Source organism: Streptococcus oralis (assembly GCF_024399415.1).
Lineage (GTDB): Bacteria > Bacillota > Bacilli > Lactobacillales > Streptococcaceae > Streptococcus > Streptococcus oralis_CS.
Map to the genome: position 1 here is coordinate 1,558,769 of NZ_CP029257.1, position 22,028 is coordinate 1,580,796.

General features: G+C 42.1%; 25 protein-coding genes. 3 read left to right on the top strand and 22 right to left on the bottom strand.

Annotated elements, in window-relative coordinates:
• Positions 1 to 7: 7 nt before the first annotated feature.
• From DG474_RS07570 to gmk, 3 genes are all read right to left on the bottom strand, one after another.
• Positions 8 to 2,404: a primosomal protein N' gene (locus tag DG474_RS07570; protein WP_255777962.1), complete on the bottom strand. Its 2,397-nt coding sequence runs from the start codon at positions 2,402 to 2,404 to the stop codon at positions 8 to 10.
• Between the two features lie 65 nt (positions 2,405 to 2,469).
• A complete protein-coding gene (gene rpoZ / locus DG474_RS07575; protein WP_002874282.1) occupies positions 2,470 to 2,784 on the bottom strand; it encodes a DNA-directed RNA polymerase subunit omega in 315 nt (104 codons plus the stop codon).
• Between the two features lie 24 nt (positions 2,785 to 2,808).
• On the bottom strand, positions 2,809 to 3,435 hold the full coding sequence (gmk, locus tag DG474_RS07580) for a guanylate kinase (protein ID WP_000775041.1): 627 nt from the start codon (positions 3,433 to 3,435) through the stop codon (positions 2,809 to 2,811).
• A gap of 242 nt (positions 3,436 to 3,677) precedes the next feature.
• Here gmk and DG474_RS07585 point away from each other — a divergent pair, with 242 nt between their 5' ends.
• Positions 3,678 to 4,511, top strand: a complete 834-nt coding sequence (locus DG474_RS07585; protein WP_084860227.1) for a DUF4839 domain-containing protein — start codon at positions 3,678 to 3,680, stop codon at positions 4,509 to 4,511.
• 69 nt (positions 4,512 to 4,580) lie between these two features.
• On the opposite strand, the gene DG474_RS07590 is transcribed toward DG474_RS07585, so the two are convergent.
• The 11 genes from DG474_RS07590 to DG474_RS07640 all read right to left on the bottom strand — a co-directional run bounded on the left by DG474_RS07590 (position 4,581) and on the right by DG474_RS07640 (position 13,689).
• Entirely contained in the window at positions 4,581 to 6,194 is a 1,614-nt protein-coding gene (locus tag DG474_RS07590) for a ribonuclease Y (RefSeq protein WP_000404959.1), read from the bottom strand.
• Between the two features lie 204 nt (positions 6,195 to 6,398).
• Complete coding sequence (locus DG474_RS07595; RefSeq protein ID WP_000156384.1) at positions 6,399 to 7,496, bottom strand: nucleotidyltransferase; 1,098 nt, start codon at positions 7,494 to 7,496, stop codon at positions 6,399 to 6,401.
• Between the two features lie 9 nt (positions 7,497 to 7,505).
• Complete coding sequence (locus tag DG474_RS07600) at positions 7,506 to 8,246, bottom strand: class I SAM-dependent DNA methyltransferase (protein WP_255777971.1); 741 nt, start codon at positions 8,244 to 8,246, stop codon at positions 7,506 to 7,508.
• Between the two features lie 109 nt (positions 8,247 to 8,355).
• Entirely contained in the window at positions 8,356 to 8,709 is a 354-nt protein-coding gene (gene rsfS, locus DG474_RS07605) for a ribosome silencing factor (RefSeq protein ID WP_255777972.1), read from the bottom strand.
• Positions 8,710 to 9,303, bottom strand: coding sequence for a bis(5'-nucleosyl)-tetraphosphatase (symmetrical) YqeK (gene yqeK, locus DG474_RS07610; protein ID WP_255777973.1), 594 nt, complete (start codon positions 9,301 to 9,303; stop codon positions 8,710 to 8,712).
• Positions 9,303 to 9,932 (bottom strand): nicotinate-nucleotide adenylyltransferase, encoded by a 630-nt coding sequence (locus DG474_RS07615; RefSeq protein ID WP_000963695.1) that lies wholly within the window; start codon positions 9,930 to 9,932, stop codon positions 9,303 to 9,305. Before DG474_RS07615 ends, yqeK begins: the two co-directional genes overlap by 1 nt.
• Positions 9,933 to 9,983: 51 nt before the next feature.
• Positions 9,984 to 10,295 (bottom strand): ribosome assembly RNA-binding protein YhbY, encoded by a 312-nt coding sequence (gene yhbY, locus DG474_RS07620; RefSeq protein WP_000060169.1) that lies wholly within the window; start codon positions 10,293 to 10,295, stop codon positions 9,984 to 9,986.
• Positions 10,296 to 10,508: 213 nt separating this feature from the next.
• Entirely contained in the window at positions 10,509 to 11,615 is a 1,107-nt protein-coding gene (gene yqeH / locus DG474_RS07625) for a ribosome biogenesis GTPase YqeH (RefSeq protein WP_255777974.1), read from the bottom strand.
• A 2-nt stretch (positions 11,616 to 11,617) separates the two neighbouring features.
• Entirely contained in the window at positions 11,618 to 12,145 is a 528-nt protein-coding gene (locus DG474_RS07630; RefSeq protein ID WP_255777975.1) for a YqeG family HAD IIIA-type phosphatase, read from the bottom strand.
• A 17-nt stretch (positions 12,146 to 12,162) separates the two neighbouring features.
• Positions 12,163 to 13,071: a magnesium transporter CorA family protein gene (locus DG474_RS07635; RefSeq protein WP_000899715.1), complete on the bottom strand. Its 909-nt coding sequence runs from the start codon at positions 13,069 to 13,071 to the stop codon at positions 12,163 to 12,165.
• A gap of 57 nt (positions 13,072 to 13,128) precedes the next feature.
• The gene (locus tag DG474_RS07640; protein ID WP_001150572.1) at positions 13,129 to 13,689 is read right to left on the bottom strand and encodes a mechanosensitive ion channel family protein; all 561 of its coding nucleotides are present in this window, start codon (positions 13,687 to 13,689) and stop codon (positions 13,129 to 13,131) included.
• 149 nt (positions 13,690 to 13,838) lie between these two features.
• On the opposite strand from DG474_RS07640, the gene sstT reads away from it, so the two are divergent.
• Positions 13,839 to 15,050 (top strand): serine/threonine transporter SstT, encoded by a 1,212-nt coding sequence (gene sstT, locus DG474_RS07645; RefSeq protein ID WP_084937355.1) that lies wholly within the window; start codon positions 13,839 to 13,841, stop codon positions 15,048 to 15,050.
• Between the two features lie 49 nt (positions 15,051 to 15,099).
• Positions 15,100 to 16,053 carry an aromatic acid exporter family protein gene (locus tag DG474_RS07650; protein WP_255777976.1) on the top strand — a complete coding sequence of 318 codons (954 nt, stop codon included), beginning with the start codon at positions 15,100 to 15,102 and terminating at the stop codon, positions 16,051 to 16,053.
• A gap of 195 nt (positions 16,054 to 16,248) precedes the next feature.
• Here the strand turns inward: DG474_RS07650 and DG474_RS07655 are convergent, their stop codons facing one another.
• The 8 genes from DG474_RS07655 to asp5 form a co-directional block, all read right to left on the bottom strand.
• Positions 16,249 to 16,719, bottom strand: a complete 471-nt coding sequence (locus tag DG474_RS07655) for a hypothetical protein (protein WP_070568037.1) — start codon at positions 16,717 to 16,719, stop codon at positions 16,249 to 16,251.
• Between the two features lie 36 nt (positions 16,720 to 16,755).
• A complete protein-coding gene (locus DG474_RS07660) occupies positions 16,756 to 17,637 on the bottom strand; it encodes a beta-carotene 15,15'-monooxygenase (RefSeq protein WP_070568040.1) in 882 nt (293 codons plus the stop codon).
• A gap of 153 nt (positions 17,638 to 17,790) precedes the next feature.
• Positions 17,791 to 18,462, bottom strand: a complete 672-nt coding sequence (locus tag DG474_RS07665; protein WP_070568043.1) for a hypothetical protein — start codon at positions 18,460 to 18,462, stop codon at positions 17,791 to 17,793.
• A gap of 39 nt (positions 18,463 to 18,501) precedes the next feature.
• Positions 18,502 to 19,248, bottom strand: a complete 747-nt coding sequence (locus DG474_RS07670; protein ID WP_255777978.1) for a hypothetical protein — start codon at positions 19,246 to 19,248, stop codon at positions 18,502 to 18,504.
• A gap of 261 nt (positions 19,249 to 19,509) precedes the next feature.
• Positions 19,510 to 19,962: a YrhA family protein gene (locus DG474_RS07675; RefSeq protein ID WP_255777979.1), complete on the bottom strand. Its 453-nt coding sequence runs from the start codon at positions 19,960 to 19,962 to the stop codon at positions 19,510 to 19,512.
• Positions 19,963 to 20,293: 331 nt separating this feature from the next.
• Positions 20,294 to 21,103, bottom strand: coding sequence for an Imm47 family immunity protein (gene imm47, locus DG474_RS07680; protein ID WP_255777980.1), 810 nt, complete (start codon positions 21,101 to 21,103; stop codon positions 20,294 to 20,296).
• A 145-nt stretch (positions 21,104 to 21,248) separates the two neighbouring features.
• Positions 21,249 to 21,734, bottom strand: a complete 486-nt coding sequence (locus DG474_RS07685) for an immunity protein YezG family protein (protein WP_255777981.1) — start codon at positions 21,732 to 21,734, stop codon at positions 21,249 to 21,251.
• 67 nt (positions 21,735 to 21,801) lie between these two features.
• Positions 21,802 to 22,026: an accessory Sec system protein Asp5 gene (asp5, locus tag DG474_RS07690; RefSeq protein WP_255777982.1), complete on the bottom strand. Its 225-nt coding sequence runs from the start codon at positions 22,024 to 22,026 to the stop codon at positions 21,802 to 21,804.
• Positions 22,027 to 22,028 lie beyond the last annotated feature (2 nt).

Genomic DNA, 22,028 nt, shown 5'->3' on the forward strand with positions numbered 1-22,028 from the left:
CTCCTTCTTATAAAAATTGCTGCGGTTCGTGGTCAATACTGAGACGAAGCTCGCTATTTTCCCGTTCTTGAGTCAAGGCCAAGACCTGATTGAGAGTTGGTCCCAGCTCAACTTCTAAACGGTATTTAATCAAAATCTGGTAATGATAAAGGTTGTGGGTACGGGCAATGGGTTTTGGCGTTGGTCCAAGGATTTTACTAGTTTCCGACAAACCTGAGCGCAAAATTCCCATGACTTCATAGGCACGCTTGACAACCTCTTCTTCTTTCTTGTGAGAGAGGGTAATCCCAATTGTAAAATAATAAGGCGGATAGCCGAGTTGGCGCCTGATGCCCATTTCATAAGTGTAAAAGCCTTCATAGTCCTGATTCTTAGCAAAACGAATGGCATAGTGCTCCGGATTGTAAGACTGGATCAAGACCTGCCCAGCTTTTTCCGCACGGCCTGCACGGCCTGCCACCTGAGTTAAGAGTTGGAAGGTTCTCTCGGAAGAACGAAAATCAGGTAGATTCAAGGCCGTATCCGCATTGAGCACTCCAACCAAAGTCACATTTGGAAAATCCAAGCCCTTGGCAATCATCTGAGTTCCCAACAAGATATCTGCTTCCCCTTGACCAAACTGGTCAAGAAGAGCTTGGTGACTGCCTTTCCTACGGGTTGTATCCACATCCATTCGCAGAATGCAGGCCTGAGGAAAGAGTTCTGCCAGCTCATCGTAGGCTTTCTGAGTCCCCGTCCCGTAGTAGCGAATGCTGCGGCTCTGACAGTTGGGACAGACATGAGGAATACCCTTAGAAAAACCACAGTAATGGCAGTTCATGGTCTTGGTATCCATGTGGAGAGTCAGAGAAATGTCACAGTTGGGACAAGTATCCACCGTCCCACACTCCCGACACATAACAAAGCTAGAATAACCCCGACGGTTGAGCATGAGGACTACCTGCTCTTTTTTATCCAAGCGGTCTTGGATGGCTTCTAGCAAAGGGGGCGTAAAGTTTGACGTCTCATTCTGCCCGATATAGTCCCGAAAGTCAATCACTTGAACCTCAGGAATAGTGGCTAAAGGATTGGCCCGTTGGGTCAGACGTAAGTGTTGATAGACACCTTTTCCAGCACGCGCACGGCTCTCTAAGCTCGGTGTCGCTGAGCCAAGGACTAGGGCTGCTTGATTGTACTGGGCCCGTAGAATGGCGACCTCTCTAGCATGATAACGGGGATTGCTGTCTTGTTTGTAGCTAGCTTCATGTTCTTCATCGATAATCATGACACCTAGATTTTTAAGCGGAGCAAAGATAGCTGATCGAGCGCCAACGACAACTTGGGCATCGCCACGCTCGACCTTGCGCCATTCGTCGTACTTTTCACCATTAGACAGGCCTGAGTGGAGAATAGCTACTTTCTCGCCGAAACGAGCAATGAAACGCTCTGTCATCTGCGGAGTCAAAGAAATCTCAGGTACCAGCAAAATGGCCGTCTTACCCTTATCCAAGGCTCCTTGGATGATCTGTAAGTAAACCTCCGTTTTCCCACTTCCTGTAATCCCTTGAAGGAGGAATGGAGGCTGTTGACTGCCAATAGCACTGACAACGGCATCACGCGCCTGTCTTTGTTCTGGATTCAATTCCAAAGGTATACTTGCTTCAATGCCTTCAAAATAAGCGGCTGAGCGTTGCACTTCCTTTTGGACTAGGGTTAGAGCGCCTTGCTCCACAAAGAAGTTGACTTGCTCGCGTGAGTAGGACTCTAACAAACGAGCCAGAGGAGCACTCTTAGGATGAGACAGCAAATAGTCTCTCAGCTCTGCTTTTTTCTTAGCACGCGCAGAAATCTCAATCTGCTCTAGTCGAGTAGCATCAACCTCATACCAAGACTGGGTCTTGACCTTCTTTTGATCGACTGCCTGGTATTCTAAACGGAGCAAACCTTTCCTGGTCAAGCGCATCATTTCTGCCTGTTTGGCCAAATCTAGAGAAGAAAAGGCTAGCGACTCTTCTGAACCAAACAGACGCTCTCGGTCTGCCTGACTCAGACCTTCCAGAGGATAGAGAATCTTATCATAACTGGAGTTTAAAAATCCAGGCAACATGGCTTTTAGGATGGAGATTTTGTAAGAAAAGACGGACTTGCGTAACTCCTCAGCCAGCCAGAGTTGCTCCTGAGTCAAGACAGGAGAAAAATCTAGCACTTCTGCAATCTCCTTCAAGTCCTGATCAGCCACTTCTTCATCCAACTGGGACTCCAGGCCTAGCACAATTCCTTGGATCAAACGATTGCCCTTACCGAAGGGGACATGGACCCGCATACCGACTTCCAGCATCTCTACAAATTCCTCTGGAACCTTATAACTATAGGGCTGGTCCGTCTGCATCAGGGGAACATCCACAATAATCTTTGCGATTGCCATCTTCTCACCTCCTTCTTGTCAGTAAATTCTTGCAATAGAAAAAATAAGATTGAGTCCCCCCAACCTTAAATTTTTTCACCATCTTCTTTTTCTTTAGCGATTTGCTCTTTGATTTTCTTTTCTTCTTCTTCTTTGCGGCGTTTTTCTTCTTCGATACGGAGACGAACCGCTTCACGTTTTCCTTCTGGATCTGGGTGAATGGTTACATTTCCTGACTCGATTTCTTCCAAAGCGCGAAGAGTTGATTTTTCAGACTTAAACTCTTGAGTAGCTGGCGCACCTGCTTCTAGTTCGTGGGCACGCTTTGCTTCCAAGATTACGAGTGAATATTTTGATGGCACCTTGTCTAGCAAGGTATCAATAGAGGGTTTTAACATCATTTGCTTGTACCTGTTTCCTATAGTTTATCGAGTAGTTGGAGATTTTGGCAACATCTCCTGGTAGTGACCAATGACACGGTCCACACGGAAGTGTTCTGCTTCGATCACACGCTTGACACGTTCAGCAGCGAGGGGCACCTGATCGTTGACAATGGCATAATCATACTCACGCATGAGAGCAATTTCTTCCTTGGCTTTTTCGATTCGTTGGGCAATCACTTCAGCGCTATCTGTTCCACGACCTACCAAACGATCTTGCAATTCATCCAAATCTGGTGGCGTTAGAAAGATAAAGACAGCATCTGGAACCTTTTTCTTAACCTGAAGGGCTCCTTGGACTTCAATCTCAAGAAAGACATCGATTCCCTTGTCCAAAGTTTCATTGACATAGGTTAGAGGAGTTCCATAGTAGTTACCAACATATTCTGCATATTCCAACATCTGACCTTGGCGAATCAACTCTTCAAACTCTTCACGAGTACGGAAGAAATAGTCCACCCCGTCCACTTCACCAGGACGTTGCGCACGTGTCGTCATCGATACAGAGTATTGAAATTGATTCTCAGAACTCTCAAAAATCTCTCTTCTAACCGTTCCTTTCCCAACTCCTGAAGGACCAGAAAAAACGATTAGCAAGCCTCGGTCTGCCATTATGTCTCCTTTAGTTAGTCTGTGAAATAAAGTGAAATTTCTCTCGGATACTGATGATTGCGTCAGTTATCCTTCTACAGTCTTTCTATCTAGTGTAACAAAAAAGCAGTAATATTTCAACTGCTCTTTCTTATTTATTTAGCATAAAATAGCATTAAAAAAAGGAATAACATATAAAAAGACTTGCTATTTTATTCTATTTAAGAGATAATTGTAATAATAATATTAAAAAGGAGATTTTTATGGGAGTTTATAAAGGAAAGTCTGTTGACGAGGCAATTGAAAATGGTTTATTAGATTTAAACCTCAAAAAAGAAGATGTTCATATACATGTTATCGAAAAAGGCCAAAATGGAATCTTTGGTTTTTTTGAAAAAGAAGCTGAGGTAGAAATAACACCTTTAACTGAGAAGGAACTCAAATTAAAGAAATTAGCTCCATATTTGAGTGCCGGAGGTTTTGTTATTTTAATTTTATTTTTTATCTTAATTGGAGTAATCCAAAATAACAAATCTAATTCGTCTACTTCTTTGCCTTCGTCTACAAATCCTAGTTCGGTTACAGAAAAATCTACTGAAATATCAAGTAAACCTTCATCTACCTCTAAAGAATCCTCAACAAGTTCAAGTAGCCAATCTAGTTCAACTAGTTCATCATCTGGCTCAGTTGAAAATTCATCAAGTACAACTACTTCATCTCAATCTACAGTTATTACAGTAGAAAATAATTCTGAGTTTAAAGAACTTCTACAAACCGAAAACACAGACAAAATAACAGAATTTATACAAAAATATAAAGGTCAGACAATTGAATTTGATGGGAATTTTGCTGATTTGGCTAAGGTGAAGTCAAAGTATGATATTCTTATTCATTCTGGAGATTATCATCCTGATGAAGCAACTGGACCTAATTTTAAGTTTATTGAAATTAGCCTTATTTCTAACCCTGTTTTCAAACCATTCAATGGTGAAAATATCAGAAAAGGACAAAATGTTCATATAAAGGCCAAAGTTGGAGCCTATAACGCCACACAAGATTTAATTTACCTATCTCCAATTGAGGTCTCACCTAGATAAATAATTAATATCTCTTGTTTAGTTAATAATTAAAAAACTGAAATCAGATAAAAATCTGACTTCAGTTTTTTATTTAGCATAATCTACTGCACGAAGTTCGCGGATCACGGTTACCTTGATATTTCCTGGGTAATCGAGATTATTTTCAATTTTCTCACGAACTTTGTGAGCCAAGATTGTGACTTTGTCGTCTTTGATTTGTCCTGGATTTACCATGATACGGATTTCACGTCCTGCTTGAAGGGCAAAGCTATTTTGCACCCCTTCAAAGCCATTGGCGATTTCTTCCAAATCATGGAGGCGCTTGATATAGCTTTCAAGAGATTCACTACGAGCACCTGGACGCGCTGCACTCAAGGCATCTGCTGCAGCAACGATCACTGCAATAACGCTTTCAGCTTCCACATCACCGTGGTGGCTAGCAATGGTATTCACCACAACTGGGTGTTCCTTGTACTTACGAGCCAACTCCGTACCAATCTCAACGTGGCTACCTTCAACCTCGCGGTCAATAGCTTTCCCGATGTCATGAAGGAATCCAGCACGACGGGCAAGAGCTGCATTTTCACCAAGTTCACTAGCGATGATACCAGATAACTTAGCAACCTCAATCGAATGACGCAAGACATTTTGTCCATAAGAAGTACGGAACTGCAAACGTCCCATGATCTTCATCAAGTCTGGATGGAGGTTTGGCGCACCAATCTCATAGGCAGCAGCCTCCCCGTATTCACGGATTTTATTGTCAATCTCTTGACGGTTCTTCTCCACCAACTCCTCAATACGAGCTGGGTGGATGCGGCCATCCTTGAGCAACATTTCCATGGTCATACGAGCAATTTCACGACGAATCGGATCAAATCCTGACAAGGTTACCACTTCCGGTGTATCGTCGATAATCACATCAACCCCTGTCAAACTTTCAAAGGTACGAATATTGCGACCTTCACGACCGATAATGCGTCCTTTCATGGTATCATCTGGTAGGTGAACTGTCGAGTTTGTTGACTCTGCTACATAGTCACCAGCGATACGCTGCATAGCCTGAACCAAGATATCTTTCGCAATCTTGTCTGAACGTTCCTTGACTTCTTGCTCTGCCTCACGAATGCGGCTAGCAATTTCCTTGGTCAAGTTTTCCTCTGTCTGAGCCAAGATAATATCTCGAGCCTCAGTTTGGGAAAGCGAGCCGATACGTTCAAGTTCAGCTTCTTTTTGTCTTTCGACTTCCTCTAATTGCTCTTCACGTGCATCAAGGTTTTTTGCTCTATCAGAAATACTTTGTTCTTTTTGTTCAAGTGTTTTTTCTTTGTTCGTCAAATTGTCGTCCTTACGGTCAAGGCTCGTAGCTCTCTCCGTCAAACGACTTTCAATTTGCTTGAGCTCCTGACGTTCTGACTTAAATTCAGCGTCCACTTCTTCACGGTATTTTCTGGCTTCCTCTTTGGCCTCCAATAGTGCTTCTTTTTTAAGAGACTTGCTTTCGCTCTTGGCTTCATTTAGTAATAAATCCGCTTCGCGCTCAGCTTGTCCTCGTAAATTAGTTGCTTCTTGTTCAGCATTTAGAAGCATCAACTCTGCAGCCTCTTGAGATGATTTCATCTTAGCTGAGATGCTGACATATCCAATGACTAAACCAATGATGACGGCAAAAACAGCAATCGCAAGTGTCATGATTTCCATGTTTTTACCTCATTAAATTTGTTTATCGAATGACATACATTCCTTAATATTCTATCATAAAAAACCGATTTTCACAAACCCAAATTGAAGAGTTTTGTGTGAATTTTAGAAGAAAGTTCTGAAATCACCAAACAAACTTTCTAGCTCTTAAAAATGACATTTTCATTAAAACATACAATAGAAAAAGCCTACCTTTCAGTAGACTTAGTTTGATTCTATTCTAATCGGCACTCTTCCAAAATTCTGCTCTGCAATACTTGGCTGTCCTAGTTGGTAAATCTGGTCTGCCTTTTGAGTCATAGCATCCCAGGGTTCTTTACCAATTCGGCTGACTAGATGGACCTGTTCTTTCAGAGACTTGAGGTGTTGTCTGCCTTTTTCGGTAAAACCAAGAACACGGATACCTTCTGGCAAGTCGCTTTCTCTGGCCTGTACCAAAATATAGGTCAAGAGGCGTCTGACACGCGCCTTGGTATAACGCTTGGTCGCAACTACCTCAATCAATTCATCCAGAAACTGGGCTGTTTTGATAGCTTCCTTGATGCGCACCGCCATTTCTTGATTGACCTGATAGATCGTTGTTAGGTCTGGATTTGACAAGATTTGATAGCGGAGCAAGGGAAAATAGTCATCCCAACTCACCTTACTGGCCTGCTCAAAGAGAGCAACAGAAGGCATAAAGCGTTCTAAGAAATCTTGGTCTGATTGATGCTGACGGAGAGCTGTTGCCGAGGCAAAGTCAACATCCTTATCCACAGAATGATAACCAGCCCCCTGACGCTGAATCGGATGGAGTTTGATTCTACGTCCCGCAACCGCCTTGGCATAGGCCAAAGCTAGAACATGATTGGGTGTATTGCCTGAAAAATCAAGACCTGCAAATTCCTTCCACATGGCTTGGGTTTTCTGAGGATAGGAAAGGGAATCAGGCAGATTTTCCACAAATTTCTCCATCTCAGTACCTTGCTCTGTGTATAAGTCAGATATCTTTTGATAATCCAGAACTTCCTCTGTCCCGAAAGCTAGGGTATCAATGCCTAAGCGAGCCAAGATATCCACAGCTCCTTGGCCAAAGAAATCTGCCGCCTGAACACTAACTAAAAAGGGCAATTCCACTACCAGATCCGCTCCATTTTCCAGCGCCATCTGAGCCCGTGTCCACTTGTCCACGATAGCAGGCTCCCCTCTCTGCATGAAATTCCCAGACATGGCAATGATTTTCAGTCCCTTCGCCTGCTCAAGCAAGTATTTGTGCCCATTATGGAAAGGATTGAACTCCGCGATAATACCTGTGATGGTCATGATGTTCTCCTACTTCTGCGCGACAAAAAACCAACGGGTAGTGGTTTCTGTTGGTTCCTTGTCCTCAAAGTCCGCATAGAGTTTGAAGGACTTGAAACCGGCCTGTTCCAGCAAAATATCATAGGTCAAGACCTCATAGGTCCGCTCCTCATGCACTTCATCGTGGCGACTAAAGGAACCGTCAGCCTCCTTGATAAAGAAAGTCAACTCATGCACGATGGAGTGAGGCGCCACATCCTCATAGGTGTCCCAAAGCATGGCAAAATCTTCCGCATTTTCATGGTAAGAATAGCCTGGAAAAACTTCATCTGTCTGGTAGGTCGAATGCACATCAAAGATAAATACTCCATCTTCGTTGAGGGTATTATACACTTCCTTAAAGACATCCCCTACTTCCACCTCATCCTGCATGTAGCAAATAGAGTCCGAATAGCAGGTCACGAAGTCGTATTTACCTGCCTTGGACAAATCTAGCATATTGCCTTCAATAAAATCAATCTTTTGCTTGGCTGAAGCCGCTCTCTTCTCCGCAATCTTCAGCATATCCGCACTTAAGTCCAGTCCAGTTACCTCAAAACCAGCCTGAGAAAAGCGAACGGACTGGATGCCAGTCCCACAAGCCAGCTCCAAAAGTTTCTTTCTCTCCTTAGTCTTAGGCAAATGACGGAGAGAAAAATCCATCCATTTATCGTATAAACTATCATCCATCACAGCATCATAAACAGCCGCAAAGGTTTCGTATGTAGCCATAAATCAAGATACAAAGAGCTCCGTGGCAAACACCACTAGCTCTCACCTTTCCATCAATTTCTTTTAAAATAAGCAAAGAAACCCAGTTGACTGCAACTGAGTTCATCTCCTATGCCAAGGCTTCTGAAATGTCTACTGAATCCGCCTCATGCCATAGTTTTTCTAAGTTATAGTGGGCACGCATTTCTTCTGAGAAGATATGCACGACGACACCACCGAGGTCTAGCAAGACCCAGCCTCCAGCTGCATCACCTTCGACATGGCTACCTTTAACACCAGCTTCGGCTACTTTTTCACGAATGTTATCAGCGATTGCCTCCAACTGACGGCTATTCATCGAGCTAGTGATGACAAAGTAGTCGGTCACGCTGGTCAAATTCTGTACATCAAGTGCGAGGATATCCTCCGCACGTTTCTCATCAGCCGCTTTCACGACTAGTTCTAGTAATTCTTTTTCGTTCATTTAGTCCTCTTTCAAATAGTGCACAAAGGCGTTATAGGTTTCCAGGGTTTGGGGATAGATGGGGAATCCCTGATGAGCTAAATGCTCCACAGTTCGTGCCGTTTCGTAAGCCACTGCCTTATTAAGTGACAAACTTGCAATTTCACGCGCCTGGTCCACTCCTGGAAAGGCACGATTGTGCTCGATGTAGTCTGCTACATAGATGACCTTGTCTAGATCGGTCATCTGACCAGCTCCGACTGTATGGATTTCAATAGCTCGCAGGATTTCTGGATCATGCAAATCCAAATCTTCCTGAATCTTATAGATGCCAACCATGCCATGCCAGACATTATTGCCCCAATTTTTGAGGTCAGGATCTAGCCGGTAACGGTCAATCAAGTCTAGAAATTCCTGATCTGACAGCTTTTTAGCATAATCATGAAGAAGGCCTGCTAGACCCGCTTTCTCGGTATCGACTCCAAATCTCTCCGCTAACTCTATGGCTGCACGCTCCACCCCCAAACAATGGGTTAACCGTTTTTCAGGTAGAAGCTCTGCCATTTTTTCCAACAAAGCCTCTCGGGAGCAGTTGATATAGTCTTGGTAGGCCATCAGTAGAGCCCCTCCTTCTCGATGTAGTCTAACACTGGCTGAGGTAGGAGAAAGTTAGGTTTCCGACCTTGGGCAATGAAGTCACGCACCATGCTGGACGAGATGTCCATGAGAGGCACATCCACCCAGATAACTGGATAGGAAGTCCCTGCCTTGTAGCGTGGGCGCTGAACCCCAACAAACTGAACCATGTCGACCAGCTCATCAATTCGGTACCATTTAGGCAGATAGTCCACCATATCAGCCCCGATAATGAAGTAATAATCCGTATCTGGATGTTGCTCTGTCAAAATCTTCATAGTGTCGTAGGTGTAAGAAATGCCCTTGCGCTCCAGCTCAATAGTTTCAATGGCTAAGCCTTCAATCCCCTCAATCGCCAACTCAAGCATCTTGAGCCGATGGTGCTCGGGAATGGTTTCCTTTTTATCTACATGAGGTGGTTGGTATTCAGGCATAAGCAGGACCTGGTCCAGTCCTAACTGTTGTCGTACTTGGTCCGCCACAACAAGATGGGCATGGTGAACAGGGTTAAAATTTCCCCCTAAAATCCCGACTTGTTTGCGTTTTTTCTCCTTGATTTCTGGCTCCAACTCTACCTTGGTAAAGGGAGTCAATAATTCAATTGCCATAGGCTCGTCTTCCTTTAATTCTCTGTAAAAACAGTTTCTTGGAGTAGGGTTTTAGATTTCTTTAACTTTTTTAGAAATCTTGCGATTTTCTTTCTTGCTTGATTGTTTAAACAAAATCAAGATGCGTCCGATTTTTTGGACAGTATCCACACCGATTTCTTCTTCCAAGATTTCAGCTACTTCGTGGATGTTTTCATCTGTGTTTTGTAAGAGCGTGACTTTAATCAATTCACGGGCATCAAGAGCTTGGCGAACGCTGGTTTTGATTTGGTCGTTAAGTCCATTTTTCCCGATTTGGATGATGGGTTTGAGGGTGTGTGCCTGACTGTTGAGGAAGGCACGTTGTTTTGATGTTAATGACATAATTTCTTAAAAAGAGTTTCTTTTAATACTTTTCTGAAGTGGTGACGGACGTCAGCAAAGTCCTTCGGACTTTCATGACTAAAATTTGAGCCTAAGGTCTCAAATTTTCCGCAGTTGGTACAACTCCTTGTACCAACTGACACCACGGCGAAAAGTATTCGTTATGGGCTCGCAGAGCTCGCCCTAATCCAGACAACTCTTTCCTTTCTGTGTTTAAATGATTGCTTTGCGTGTGACGACGGCGACGCCTTCTGGTGCCCAGACGGCGACTTTGGCGGTGCCTGTTACGCGGATCCAGCCGAGTCCTGAGATGACCAGGTCAGTCTTGTCCTTGATGGTAAATACATGCTGGACTAGTTTTGGAAAATCTTCTTTTTCCTTGCTATTTGGTGGTGTGAGAAGGGTTCCGAGGTGCTTGTCGTAGAAAGCACTAGCGCCTTCAAGCTTGGTACGGTGGAGTTTGAGTTCATTGTCAAAGAAAGCAGTGAATCCTTGTTTTTCTCCTGCAATGAAGTCAAAGCGTCCGAGACCACCTAAAAATAGAGTTTGCTCAGGGTTAAGCTGATAGGTTTTGGGCTTGATTTCCTTTTTAGGGCTGACATACTTGAGGTTTTTAGCCGTCAAGTAGTGGGCCATCTGGTGGCGGTGGATAATTCCCGGCGTATCGTAGATATAAGATCCATCGTCAAGCGGAATCTCAATCTTGTCCAAGGTTGTTCCTGGGAAACGCGAAGTCGTGATGACATTTTGGTCACCCGTGATTTCTTGGATAATGGCGTTGATGAGAGTTGACTTTCCAACGTTAGTCACCCCAACTACGTAGACATCACGGCCCTTACGGTAGTGTTCAATCTTGTAAATGACTTCCTTAATGGCATGTTTGTTTTGTGCCGAAGTCAGGACGACATCCACTGGACGAAGTCCTTCTTCATGAGCACGCTCCATGAGCCACTGGCTAATCTTGCCCGGTTTAACTGACTTGGGCAGAATATCTTTTTTATTTCCGACCAAGAGAACATCATTACCCGATACAAAGCGTGGCAAGCCTGGGATGACAGAGCCATTAAAGTCAAAGATATCAATGACATTGACCACCAAGGCATCACTGTCTCCAACCTCGTGCAAGAGTTTGAGGAAATCATCGTCCGTCAACTGAACATCTGTGATTTCATTGTAATGACGGAGACGGAAACAGCGTTGACAATAGACTTCGCCTGTCTCCAAACCTTTTTCGAGTGCCGACTGGGGCGTAAATCCAAGACCAGCCTTGTCTGTCGTCTGAATGGTTGCTCCACAACCAATACAGAGAATTTCTTCCATAGTTAGATTCCTTTTTTATATGTAATCGGTCCGTACTTTTCAGTAATTTGCTTCATGACACGGCGCTCGCGAGCTCGGTTGATCTGCGTTTTGATAGAGTCGTGTTGGACCAAGGGTTTGACTAAGATTGAGCGAATACCTGCACGGTGAGCTGCTCGTATATCTGTCATGAGCTGGTCACCAACCATGACCACTTCATTTTTCTCATAGTGAAATTTCTTCATGGCACGGTCAATCCCAAATGTGAAAGGCTTCAAGGCCCAATAAACGTAATCAATCCCAAACTTTTCAACTGCTCGTTGAACTCGTTTTTTGGTGTTATTTGAGACCACGATGATGCGGATACCCGCGTCACGGAGGTCATGTAGCCATTGCTTCATTTCTGGCGTCCCATCAGGGTTGTTCCAAGCAATGAGGGTATTATCCAGATCAACCAAAACAGCCTTGATACCCTGCGCTTGCAGGCTTGGGACTGTCAGATCATATACTGCTTCCACAGCAAAATCTGGCATATAATTTTCAATCGCCATTCTGGCTCCTTTTCTTTTTAATTTCTAGCAATATTCTTTAAATATTGGGCTAAGACTACCCATAAAATGAGACTAGCTATCAAAATATAAATCCAAGCATTTGGTTCATCTGCAAACGGTAAGGGAACATTCATTCCGAAGAATCCTGTAATAACTGCAAGGATAGCTAGCAAGACTGAGATAATGGTCAAAGTTGTCAAATTATCATTTAGATTATTATTTAGGATGTTGTTGTAAGAGGCTGAGAGTTGTTGCAAAACTTGAGAAATCAAGTCTGTCATCGAAACCAACTGATGCGCTTCAATCATGGCATCGTCAAACTGCTCTCTTTCTACCTCATTAAAATTGCGATAAAGAGCATGCCCTTGGATGTGTTCCAAGAGGAGACGATTTTGTTTGGCAGCTGCTGTCAGGTAAACCATACCAGTTTCCAAGTCAGAGAGGGCAAAAAGATTTTTTTTAGTTGTTTTTTGACGAAGAAGTGCACTGATTTCATCCTTACTTTTATCCATTTCTTCAATAACTGGATAATAAGCATTGCTAATAATCTCTAAACTGGCAAAAAGAAATTTGTAGATTGAAACAACTTCATGGCTTTCAAGGTAGGTTGCCATACGTTTAATCACATAACTATTCTTGTGATTGCTAATTGTGATCAGCCGTTGTTTTTCAACGATAAAGGTCATCGGAATCGCTTCATAATATTCTTTGTCTTTTTCTAAGTCAAGAACATTATAAATGAAGGTGACCGTTCCCGTTTCACGGTGATAGTCCATGTGGGCACGCTCATTTCTATCCAGAGCATACTCGATGGTTTCCTTGTCCAATCCATAGACATCCGAAAGGTCTTCCATGTTTTTAATCTTGTCCACATCGAGGTCTATCCATGTACAATCGTGACCTAATTTTTTCTCTACAAATAGCATACTCTCTCCTTTACCAAACTCCTTCTATTGTACCACAAATCTGCTAAAATAGCCGGCCTATTCAGTACGAGATAGATTGCTGACGACGGTGATATTACGATTGGGAACAAAGTGAAGGGCTTGATCGTCACCTCGCAGTTGCGTTGTACGGATCCCTACGCTAACGACCTTTCCAGAAACGGTAATCGGTCCATTTGTGAGAACCACTTCATCACCCACATCAAGTTGGCGTTCAAAAAGGATGAAAAAGCCATTAATGACATCGGATAGAAAGCCTTGCGCCCCCATACCAATGGCCACCCCAGCAATCCCCGCACCAGCAAGGAGGCTCGAAACTGGCAAACCTAAAATAGACAGGATGCAATAGAGCAAGAAGAAATAAAGAATGTAGTTAAAGACATTCTCCAGCAAACGCGAGATGGTTTTTTGTCTTCCTGCATCCCGATTTGAAAATTTAAGTGAGGGCTTGACAATCTTTCGTACAGTCGCATGAAGCATCTTTTTAGCTATATAAAATAGTAAAAACAAAATCAAAAGAGAAATCACCTTGGTTAAGAGATTCTCTAACATGGTTGTTAAATCAAGTTTATCAAAATAGCGTTGAAAAAAATCTTGCATATAAAACTCCTTTTTCCTATTATACCATAAAATCGCCCTTCTCTTTTCTTTCATAATTATTCAATTATCGTTCCTATTTTCAAAACATCACTTGCCTCTATAGCATATTTATACTATAATTATAAACAATACATTTGAAGGAGACTGCTATGAAACGAATCATTAGAGCCTGGACCAAGGCAAGCCTCATCAAACGAATCCTTATTGGAATGATTTTGGGTGCTACATTAGGGATGCTCTTTCCAAACCTTACAGGAATTGGCCTGCTTGGAGATCTCTTTGTAGGCGGACTGAAAGCCATCGCTCCTATTTTGGTTTTTGCCCTTGTTGCCAATGCCCTTTCCCAACACCAAAAGGGACAAAACACCAATATGAAGACTGTTATTTTCCTATACTTGCTCGGAACCTTTGCTGCTGCATTGGTAGCCGTTCTAGCTAGTTTCTTACTGCCTGTGCAAATCACCCTGACCAGCGCAAATACAGAAGTTGCTGCTCCTGACGGTATCGGTCAAGTCCTCAGCAACCTCTTGCTCAAACTAGTGGACAATCCCTTGAATGCCATTGTTGAAGCCAACTATATCGGAATTCTCTCTTGGGCAGTCATCTTTGGCCTGGCTATGAGAGAGGCAAGTAAACACAGCAAAGAATTACTGAAAACCATGGCAGATGTCACCTCTAAAATCGTGGAATGGATTATCAATCTAGCACCCTTTGGGATTTTAGGCTTGGTTTTCAAGACTATCTCTGACAAGGGCATTGCCAGTTTGGCTAACTACGGTGTCCTCCTAGGACTTTTGATTGCTACTATGGCCTTTGTCGCTCTCATCATCAACCCGCTCATCGCCTTTCTCTTTATGAGGAAAAACCCCTATCCCCTTGTTTTGAAATGCCTACGTGTCAGTGGTATTACAGCCTTTTTCACTCGTAGCTCTGCTGCAAATATCCCTGTCAATATGAAACTCTGCCAAGACTTGGGACTGAATCCTGACACCTACTCTGTCTCCATCCCGCTTGGTTCGACTATCAATATGGCTGGCGCTGCTGTTACCATAAATATCCTGACCCTGGCTGCCGTCAACACACTCGGAATCTCGGTAGACTTTGGGACAGCATTTGTGCTCAGTGTCGTGGCTGCCATTTCTGCCTGCGGTGCCTCTGGAATCGCTGGGGGATCCCTTCTCCTCATTCCTGTAGCTTGTAGCCTCTTTGGGATTTCCAACGACTTGGCTATGCAGGTTGTCGGAGTCGGTTTTGTGATCGGAGTCGTGCAAGACTCCTGCGAAACAGCTCTGAACTCTTCAACAGATGTCCTCTTTACAGCGGTTGCCGAGTATGCTACAAACCGAAAACTTCGCCCCTAGTCTCTGACTCCTCGTTAAACACTTGATTCTATTAGTTTAGGAAATTTTCATGTCTCTCACTCAACGTACGACAAAACTGATCTTAGCGACCTGTCTCGCTTGTTTTCTCGCTTATTTTTTAGATTTATCATCAGCAGTTTCAGCTGGAATCATCGCTCTCTTAAGCCTCTCCGACACGCGCAGAAGCACGCTGAAATTAGCACGCAACCGCCTCTTTTCCATGCTCCTAGCGCTCGCTATCGGTGTTCTAGCCTTTCAGCTGACGGGCTTTCACATCTGGAGTCTGGGCCTCTACCTGGCTCTCTATGTCCCTCTTGCTTACAAAATGGGCTGGGAAATCGGCATCACCCCTAGCAGTGTCTTGGTCGGTCATCTCTTGGTACAGGAGTCTACTTCCCCAGATCTCTTGCTTAATGAAGTGCTCCTCTTTCTCATCGGGACAAGCTTTGCACTATTGGTCAACCTTTATATGCCCTCTCGCGAGAAAGCCATCCAAAGCTACCACCTTCAGGTCGAAGAAAAGTTAAAAGACATCCTGCTTCGCTTTAAATACTATCTGTCAAGAGGAGATGGACGCAATCAAGCCCAACTCGTTGACCAATTAGACAAGCTCCTCGATGAAGCTCTCAAACTGGTCTACCTGGATCACTCGGACCACCTCTTTCACCAGACGGACTACCACATCCACTACTTTGAGATGAGACAGCGACAAAGTCGTATCCTGCGAAATATGGCCCAGCAGATCAATACCTGTCATCTGGCCGCAAGTGAGAGTTTGATCTTGGCCCAGCTCTTTTCTAAGATTGCTGCCCAGCTAAGCCAGACCAATCCTGCTCATGACCTACTTGATGACATCGAACGCTATCTGCAAGTCTTCCGCAATCGGAGTCTCCCGAAAACACGTGAGGAGTTTGAAACCCGTGCCACTCTCCTGCAACTACTACGTGAAGCCGAAACCTTTATCCAGGTTAAGGTCGATTTTTACCAGAAATATGGAAACTAGAACGCAAAGAACCTCAGAGAATTCCTCTGAGGTTCTTTTGTTTTGGATTTGGGAGGACAGCTTGTTTGACCATTCTCCTTTGAATCATCAAGATAGGGATATTTTCTGGAAAACATGAATCCCTAACACGGCTAGCCATACTTAAAAAATCACATACTATTTCATCAGTAAGATTAACTTTCGTAACAATCCAAGCTAGAAGACTTTATACTTTTCTCCCGCATAACCGCAAGGGATATAGCCTGCTTGATATAAAGCATACAAATCATCATAAAATGTTGACTCAGCTTGGGGAACCTCTTTTTTAATGGTCAGGTACCTAGCTATGCCAATGATATCAAATAGAATCTGATCTTTCATGGATGCTACCAGTTTACCTTCCCCGATCAAGTTATCTAATCGTGCTTCAATTTCAGGAATTATTTCCTCTTTTGCGCTAATTCCCAGTGAGTTCCAGTGCTTATAAATGTCACTCTGGTTTTTAAAAAGATAGACACTAAAATCACCATCTTTCTCTAATACAAAATTCTCCCATTTTAAACTATTAATATTCTTCTCCGCTTCTTGCAGTTTCTTTATCTGTTTGATGGGAACAGTCGTTTCTCTGCTTTTCTTTAAAAAGGGGAGTGAAATCAAACTTTTAATAACGTCATCATTTATTTTCATAAATAACCTCTATTTTATATAGGAAAACCGATTTCCTCACATTGTCTCTTCCTGCAACTGTCCACTTTCAACTAGCTTTTTATAGTATCGTTTGCTATACCATTCTCGGTCTGATATCTTTAAATAAACCTTATACTCTTCTGGGTATTTGTGGATATAGTAGGCTTGAAAGATATGGACATTGAACATAAAGGCGATAAAATGAGCTCCAATAACAAACCAAATCGGCAAAAACAAGCCTAAAATATAGAAATACCACTGAAGAGGGACTTGATACAGCAGATGATAGACCAGCGAAACTGGAAAGAGAACTGCCGTGGTTCCAGCGAGAATTCTGACTAGCTGCTTGAGGATTGACTTTTCCTCTTGATCATTTAGTCTGCGCTTGAGATTCTGGATACTATTGAGAATAATCCAGAAAAAGAGAGCCATACCTATCCCAAGCTCAAGCCAGAAGCCCAGCCATGTATAAGCATCATAGGCCACTGCACTGGCAAAGTACAGTCCTGATATGAAAGCGCAAATGGACATGGCAAAGTAGAAGGGAAAGTAGGTCCAAAGCTGGCTAGTCAAACGTTTTTTGGGCCAAAAAACAAGCACCATTCCTAGATAGGATATCACATATACCGTCAGATTAAAGGGCTTTAGAAAGCTACTCATGTTATGAATCAGCAGTCCTGCTTCCAGAGAAATGATATGAACATCGCTATCTACACTGATAAACTCTGGTATCCCGATTAATACGCCATAGATCAGAATCCCTGAAAAGCAAAATCCAAGAATAATCACTGTAAAGAGGCGGTTGATGATGCCCATATGAATGGGGTTGGGCATCCCTGCGGTCAGAGCAAAATCCCCCTGGGTCACAATTCGCTTACTTCTTTCAAAGTCTGCACCGAAAATACGGATGTCTTTCATTTTTCATCTCCAAATTTCATCTGGCAAAACGCCGTATATCCTTGATAATCTTCCATTTGAGGAGGCCATCACATAGCAACTATCGTAGCAGCTACACCTCGCTTCGTTAAAGATACAGCACTCACTTTCTGGGATTTGACTGTTCCCTAACACCTAGTTACACGTTTCGCTCTCCGGTTCTTTCTTGAACAAGATTTTCCCTTGGCTGTAGAGCTTCATAATCTTTACAAAACGAACGGGATTGTTTTGGTTGTACAACAAAAAGAGCACGAAAAACATTATACCTGCTCCCCAAAAATCATAGCCGCGTTCGATCAGTTGCCCAAATTTTTGAGTACAGTCGTAAAAAACATACAAAAGATAGATAACAAAGGCAAGTATGATGTAACGAGTGATTCGATAGATCGTAGCAGATGCCTCAGCTGGATCAAAGTGTTCGTCCCTTACCATCAAATTATGTGACACTGCATAGTAAAAGACCTTCTCCGTTGTTGGCTGAGCCTTGCGCACATTTTTATAAAGTCCTCGCTCAAGAATTGCGGTAAACAATAGAAACTCAGCCAGCCACAATAGTAACACATAGCTCAAACTGGTCCAATTATAGACACCAATATCCAAGGCTGAAAGGAGGCCATAGAGACCAGGTCCACCTGCCATCAGAAAAATAACCATTTCAGGAATGTAAGCATTGGTCTTATAAGCACCTTCCGTATTGAGTAAAACACTCTTTGGAGCAGCCAAGGCCTCCCCAGTCTTTTGGTCATAGTAAACCGCCTGACCATCGCATTCTCCGATAAAAACCCGACGACGTCTCAGAAAAAACATACTCTACCTCTTTCTATCTCATTCTTTCAAAAAAAGATCTTAGTCCTTCTGCACTTCCTTGATAACAAATTCTTCATCCGTCCCCATACTCACTTCCAGATAGACATCTGGATTGTCATCCGCTCGGCAGATGAGGCTCAGTTTTCTAGCATAAAAGCGGTCCAGGATATCAAATATTCTGGGTAAATTGTTTTGGTTATAAAGAACAAATGTCAAGCCTAATAAAAGTCCTGTTAGGATAATCTTGATAATCTCTCCTCCGATGGGAGTGCCCAACCTCTCTTGGTAATTCCAAATAAAATTATAGGCATAGAAAAATCCAACCAAGGGAACCAGAGAGAGCAATGCTCTTATCCAGCGAGTAGCATTGCGACTATCTTTTTCACTCATCTCCGCCTCAGCTTCCTTTGTTTCCTCTGACTTTTCCATAAGCGCCAGACAGATAGTCTTAGTAGTCACCTGAGCTCTGTTGACATTTCGATACAAGGCGCGTTCAACAAGGATAGTGATGAAAGCAAACTGCCCTAGCCAAATGAGAAGAACACTCCAGAAGGTAGACATGGTATAGGTTCCTTGTATAAACAAGCGGGAGAAGGAAATCAACCCACTACCACTTGATAACAAGAGGACAACTAATAGGGGGATATGGCGATTCATCTTGCTAGACTTTTCTGTATCCAAGAGCTTGCTCTTTGGTGCCTCCAAAAGTTCGTGGGTTTTGCGATCATAATAAATCGCCTTGTCATAGTATTGGTTAAAAAATATCCGACGTCTTCCTAAAAACATCTCTTTCTCTTTCTAGTTTCTTTCAGGAAAAGGTGCACATTTCTGACCTTTCCCTTTTGACTTGTATAAAAACAGTCTCTCATCCCATAGATAAACTGTTCTACTAGTATACCATAAACCCTATGGACTAGCGTTTGGAAAACAATAAAAGACCACCTCGAGGGTGGCCGTTTATCAGTTCAAACTATTTCCATTATGTTCCTTCTGGATGGATTCCATATCTACCGTTGGAAAATTATTTATCATATTTTACCTATCTTTTTAAGAGGCATATTCAAGAGCATCTGAAAGAAAACTTTCAAGTAAATCATCTAAAGAATTAAATTTTGCAACTACATCCGCAGATGGCATATCCAATTCTAAATATTCATCATTACTAGGATTATATACAAACCAACTAATATTGTTCTCTCCAATAAAAACAAACTGTTTATTTTCTTCGACTTCATGCCAAATTTTATTATACTCAAAGAAATCATAAATATCTGAAGAACAACTATCATCTGCTTTTAAACCATAAAGAACGCACCCATTAAAATCAAGACCATTTACTTTTGTTATAAATCGTGAATATTCTTGCACCATGAATGTCTCAACTTCGTTTGTTTCATTTTGACTAAGAAATTTAATTTTCTCTAAATCAATTGGAGAATTTAGCTTTTCCCCATAACCAGATTCAATCCTATCTACTCTTCTTAAAAGTTCAAGCCACATTTATTTACCTCACTAATTATATCTGTCCTTTCCAACAATTACCACAAAACTTCCTTACTATCCTTTATTTTCATTGTTCTACAAAATACTCTTTTGATAACTGGTAATAACTTTATTGTAAGATTTATTATCTTTAAAAATATGATTTCCATCACTTTCTCATATTCTCATAAATCTGTTTTTCCAACGCATCCTCCAATTTAGGTTCAAATGGGTCTTCTGTCTTAGCAACTCTACAATCCCAGTATACCATAAACCCCATGTACTAGCGTTTGAAAAACAATAAAAGACCACCATGAAGGTAGTCCTTTGTTATCAATCGTCCATTTCATTATTTTACAAGTTCTTCAACTGGATGGCCGTAAAAATATTTCATACCTTCCGTCCAGTCTTTGTCTGATAAGTCATCAATATAACGAACCATCAAATCAATTTCATTTTTTGAAATAAGAGTATTGGTATCCACTGGGACCTGCTTGCCTGTGTAAATAGACAGAAGGGATGCCTGAGGATAAAGATGGTATTTCTGTTCCTTTTGAGCAGCGATGTATAGAGCAGTCATAATTTCTTGTGTAAATAAACCAGGAAAAACCTGAAGAGTTTTGTAATAATAGTAATCTAAGTTCTTGTTCTTTATTACATCAAAATATAAACTTCCAACTTCTTCTAATCTTGCATTTTCCTCTATAATTGAACGATAGTTGAGAAAGCTATCCAAAGCATCTTGAATAGCGTACTCCACTTCGGTTTCTGTATCTTCCCACTCCTCCCACAGAGTAAGAAGGTAAGGAACGACTTCATAGGACATTGTTTCCACAGCGCCAGCGACAAAAGTAAATACCGCAAATTCTGAAGCCGAACTTAAAAAATGAAAATTTTCAACCTTTTTTAAATCATTATGTGTACAAACTGAACAAAACAATCGAATACAAAGATTGAGTACGGCTTCATCTTTTGTCTGGTTCATCAAGTCAATCAGCAAGTTTTTTACTGTAAAATCTCCCTTTTTTAAGATTTCAGCAATCAGCAATACACATTCTCTCTCATCATTTACTGAAAGTAAGCCCCTTTTTAAATCTTCCAGCGCTACTGAACTAACGTGACCGAACGACATTCCTGTCATTAACAGTTTGTTTCCCATACCCATTCTCCTTTTATCTCAATACTTTTTTTGGAAATTTCTTGCTTGCTTTTTGACCGATGCTAAGTTATCACCAAATTTACTGACTCTACACTCCCAGTATACCATAAAAGACCACCTCGAGGGTGGCCGTTTATCCATGAAACTAGTTCTCATTATATTTTTGTTGAAAGGCTTCCATAGCTTTGAACTGTTCAAACTCTTTTTCATCTCGAGGCTCAAAACCAAGGTATTTATACTTGAAATATTTTAAAAGAGCACTTGGTCCAAAGCCACTTTCATTCCATGGTGCATAGTCAAACTCAGCAGATAATTTCGTGCCAAGAACCTTTACCGTACAAGAAGTCCACAAAGGTTGTTCTTCTTTCTTAAAAATTTCTCTCAACTCCCAAGCCAGTCTAAAGATACGTCTTTCGTTTTCTTTAAATTCTGAAATAGGAATACTATATTGCTTTGGTATATAGAGATTGTAGATATACTCATTTTTCCCTTCTTCATTAAAGAAATAATAAACTCCTCCTCCATCAGAAGCAAGATTTATACCAATATAAAGATTATCCCAGGCTACTGGTATTGCTTCATTGACGCTCTGTGCGATTTCACGAATTTTTTCTTTAATTTGTTTTTCCATATGTTCCTCCGATTTAGATGTATTTTCCCCGTCTCTAGTATCCTTTATCTGTGAATGGTACCGCTTCTTACTGATAGGTTACCATCATAAAAACGAGAAGCAAGACAAACAAGGCTAGGCTAATCAAGAGGGTTACCATTTTTACCAAGCGCTTGTTCTGCCAGTAGCCTGGTTTTCCGATATTGCTGGTCGCATCCATGGAAAAGAGTTGGCTTTGGCGAGGTTGAATGAGAACCAGGACAATCAAGGCGACGGCTAGGATTATTCCTATAATCATCAAAACTTCCATCATTT

What these genes read in the sequence shown, in the direction of transcription:
- DG474_RS07670 (WP_255777978.1), bottom strand. Translation starts at nt 19,248, where the DNA reads ATGTTTTTAGGAAGACGTCGGATATTTTTTAACCAATACTATGACAAG.
- gmk (WP_000775041.1), bottom strand. Translation starts at nt 3,435, where the DNA reads ATGGCAGACCGAGGCTTGCTAATCGTTTTTTCTGGTCCTTCAGGAGTT.
- DG474_RS07640 (WP_001150572.1), bottom strand. Translation starts at nt 13,689, where the DNA reads ATGCAAGATTTTTTTCAACGCTATTTTGATAAACTTGATTTAACAACC.
- rpoZ (WP_002874282.1), bottom strand. Translation starts at nt 2,784, where the DNA reads ATGATGTTAAAACCCTCTATTGATACCTTGCTAGACAAGGTGCCATCA.
- rsfS (WP_255777972.1), bottom strand. Translation starts at nt 8,709, where the DNA reads ATGAACGAAAAAGAATTACTAGAACTAGTCGTGAAAGCGGCTGATGAG.
- DG474_RS07655 (WP_070568037.1), bottom strand. Translation starts at nt 16,719, where the DNA reads ATGAAAATAAATGATGACGTTATTAAAAGTTTGATTTCACTCCCCTTT.
- DG474_RS07585 (WP_084860227.1), top strand. Translation starts at nt 3,678, where the DNA reads ATGGGAGTTTATAAAGGAAAGTCTGTTGACGAGGCAATTGAAAATGGT.
- DG474_RS07650 (WP_255777976.1), top strand. Translation starts at nt 15,100, where the DNA reads ATGTCTCTCACTCAACGTACGACAAAACTGATCTTAGCGACCTGTCTC.
- DG474_RS07635 (WP_000899715.1), bottom strand. Translation starts at nt 13,071, where the DNA reads ATGCTATTTGTAGAGAAAAAATTAGGTCACGATTGTACATGGATAGAC.
- yhbY (WP_000060169.1), bottom strand. Translation starts at nt 10,295, where the DNA reads ATGTCATTAACATCAAAACAACGTGCCTTCCTCAACAGTCAGGCACAC.
- yqeH (WP_255777974.1), bottom strand. Translation starts at nt 11,615, where the DNA reads ATGGAAGAAATTCTCTGTATTGGTTGTGGAGCAACCATTCAGACGACA.
- sstT (WP_084937355.1), top strand. Translation starts at nt 13,839, where the DNA reads ATGAAACGAATCATTAGAGCCTGGACCAAGGCAAGCCTCATCAAACGA.
- DG474_RS07595 (WP_000156384.1), bottom strand. Translation starts at nt 7,496, where the DNA reads ATGACCATCACAGGTATTATCGCGGAGTTCAATCCTTTCCATAATGGG.
- DG474_RS07600 (WP_255777971.1), bottom strand. Translation starts at nt 8,246, where the DNA reads ATGGCTACATACGAAACCTTTGCGGCTGTTTATGATGCTGTGATGGAT.
- imm47 (WP_255777980.1), bottom strand. Translation starts at nt 21,103, where the DNA reads ATGGGAAACAAACTGTTAATGACAGGAATGTCGTTCGGTCACGTTAGT.
- asp5 (WP_255777982.1), bottom strand. Translation starts at nt 22,026, where the DNA reads ATGATGGAAGTTTTGATGATTATAGGAATAATCCTAGCCGTCGCCTTG.
- DG474_RS07570 (WP_255777962.1), bottom strand. Translation starts at nt 2,404, where the DNA reads ATGGCAATCGCAAAGATTATTGTGGATGTTCCCCTGATGCAGACGGAC.
- DG474_RS07630 (WP_255777975.1), bottom strand. Translation starts at nt 12,145, where the DNA reads ATGGCGATTGAAAATTATATGCCAGATTTTGCTGTGGAAGCAGTATAT.
- DG474_RS07660 (WP_070568040.1), bottom strand. Translation starts at nt 17,637, where the DNA reads ATGAAAGACATCCGTATTTTCGGTGCAGACTTTGAAAGAAGTAAGCGA.
- DG474_RS07590 (WP_000404959.1), bottom strand. Translation starts at nt 6,194, where the DNA reads ATGGAAATCATGACACTTGCGATTGCTGTTTTTGCCGTCATCATTGGT.
- DG474_RS07665 (WP_070568043.1), bottom strand. Translation starts at nt 18,462, where the DNA reads ATGTTTTTTCTGAGACGTCGTCGGGTTTTTATCGGAGAATGCGATGGT.
- DG474_RS07615 (WP_000963695.1), bottom strand. Translation starts at nt 9,932, where the DNA reads ATGGCAATTGAATTATTGACTCCCTTTACCAAGGTAGAGTTGGAGCCA.
- DG474_RS07675 (WP_255777979.1), bottom strand. Translation starts at nt 19,962, where the DNA reads ATGTGGCTTGAACTTTTAAGAAGAGTAGATAGGATTGAATCTGGTTAT.
- yqeK (WP_255777973.1), bottom strand. Translation starts at nt 9,303, where the DNA reads ATGGCCTACCAAGACTATATCAACTGCTCCCGAGAGGCTTTGTTGGAA.
- DG474_RS07685 (WP_255777981.1), bottom strand. Translation starts at nt 21,734, where the DNA reads ATGGAAAAACAAATTAAAGAAAAAATTCGTGAAATCGCACAGAGCGTC.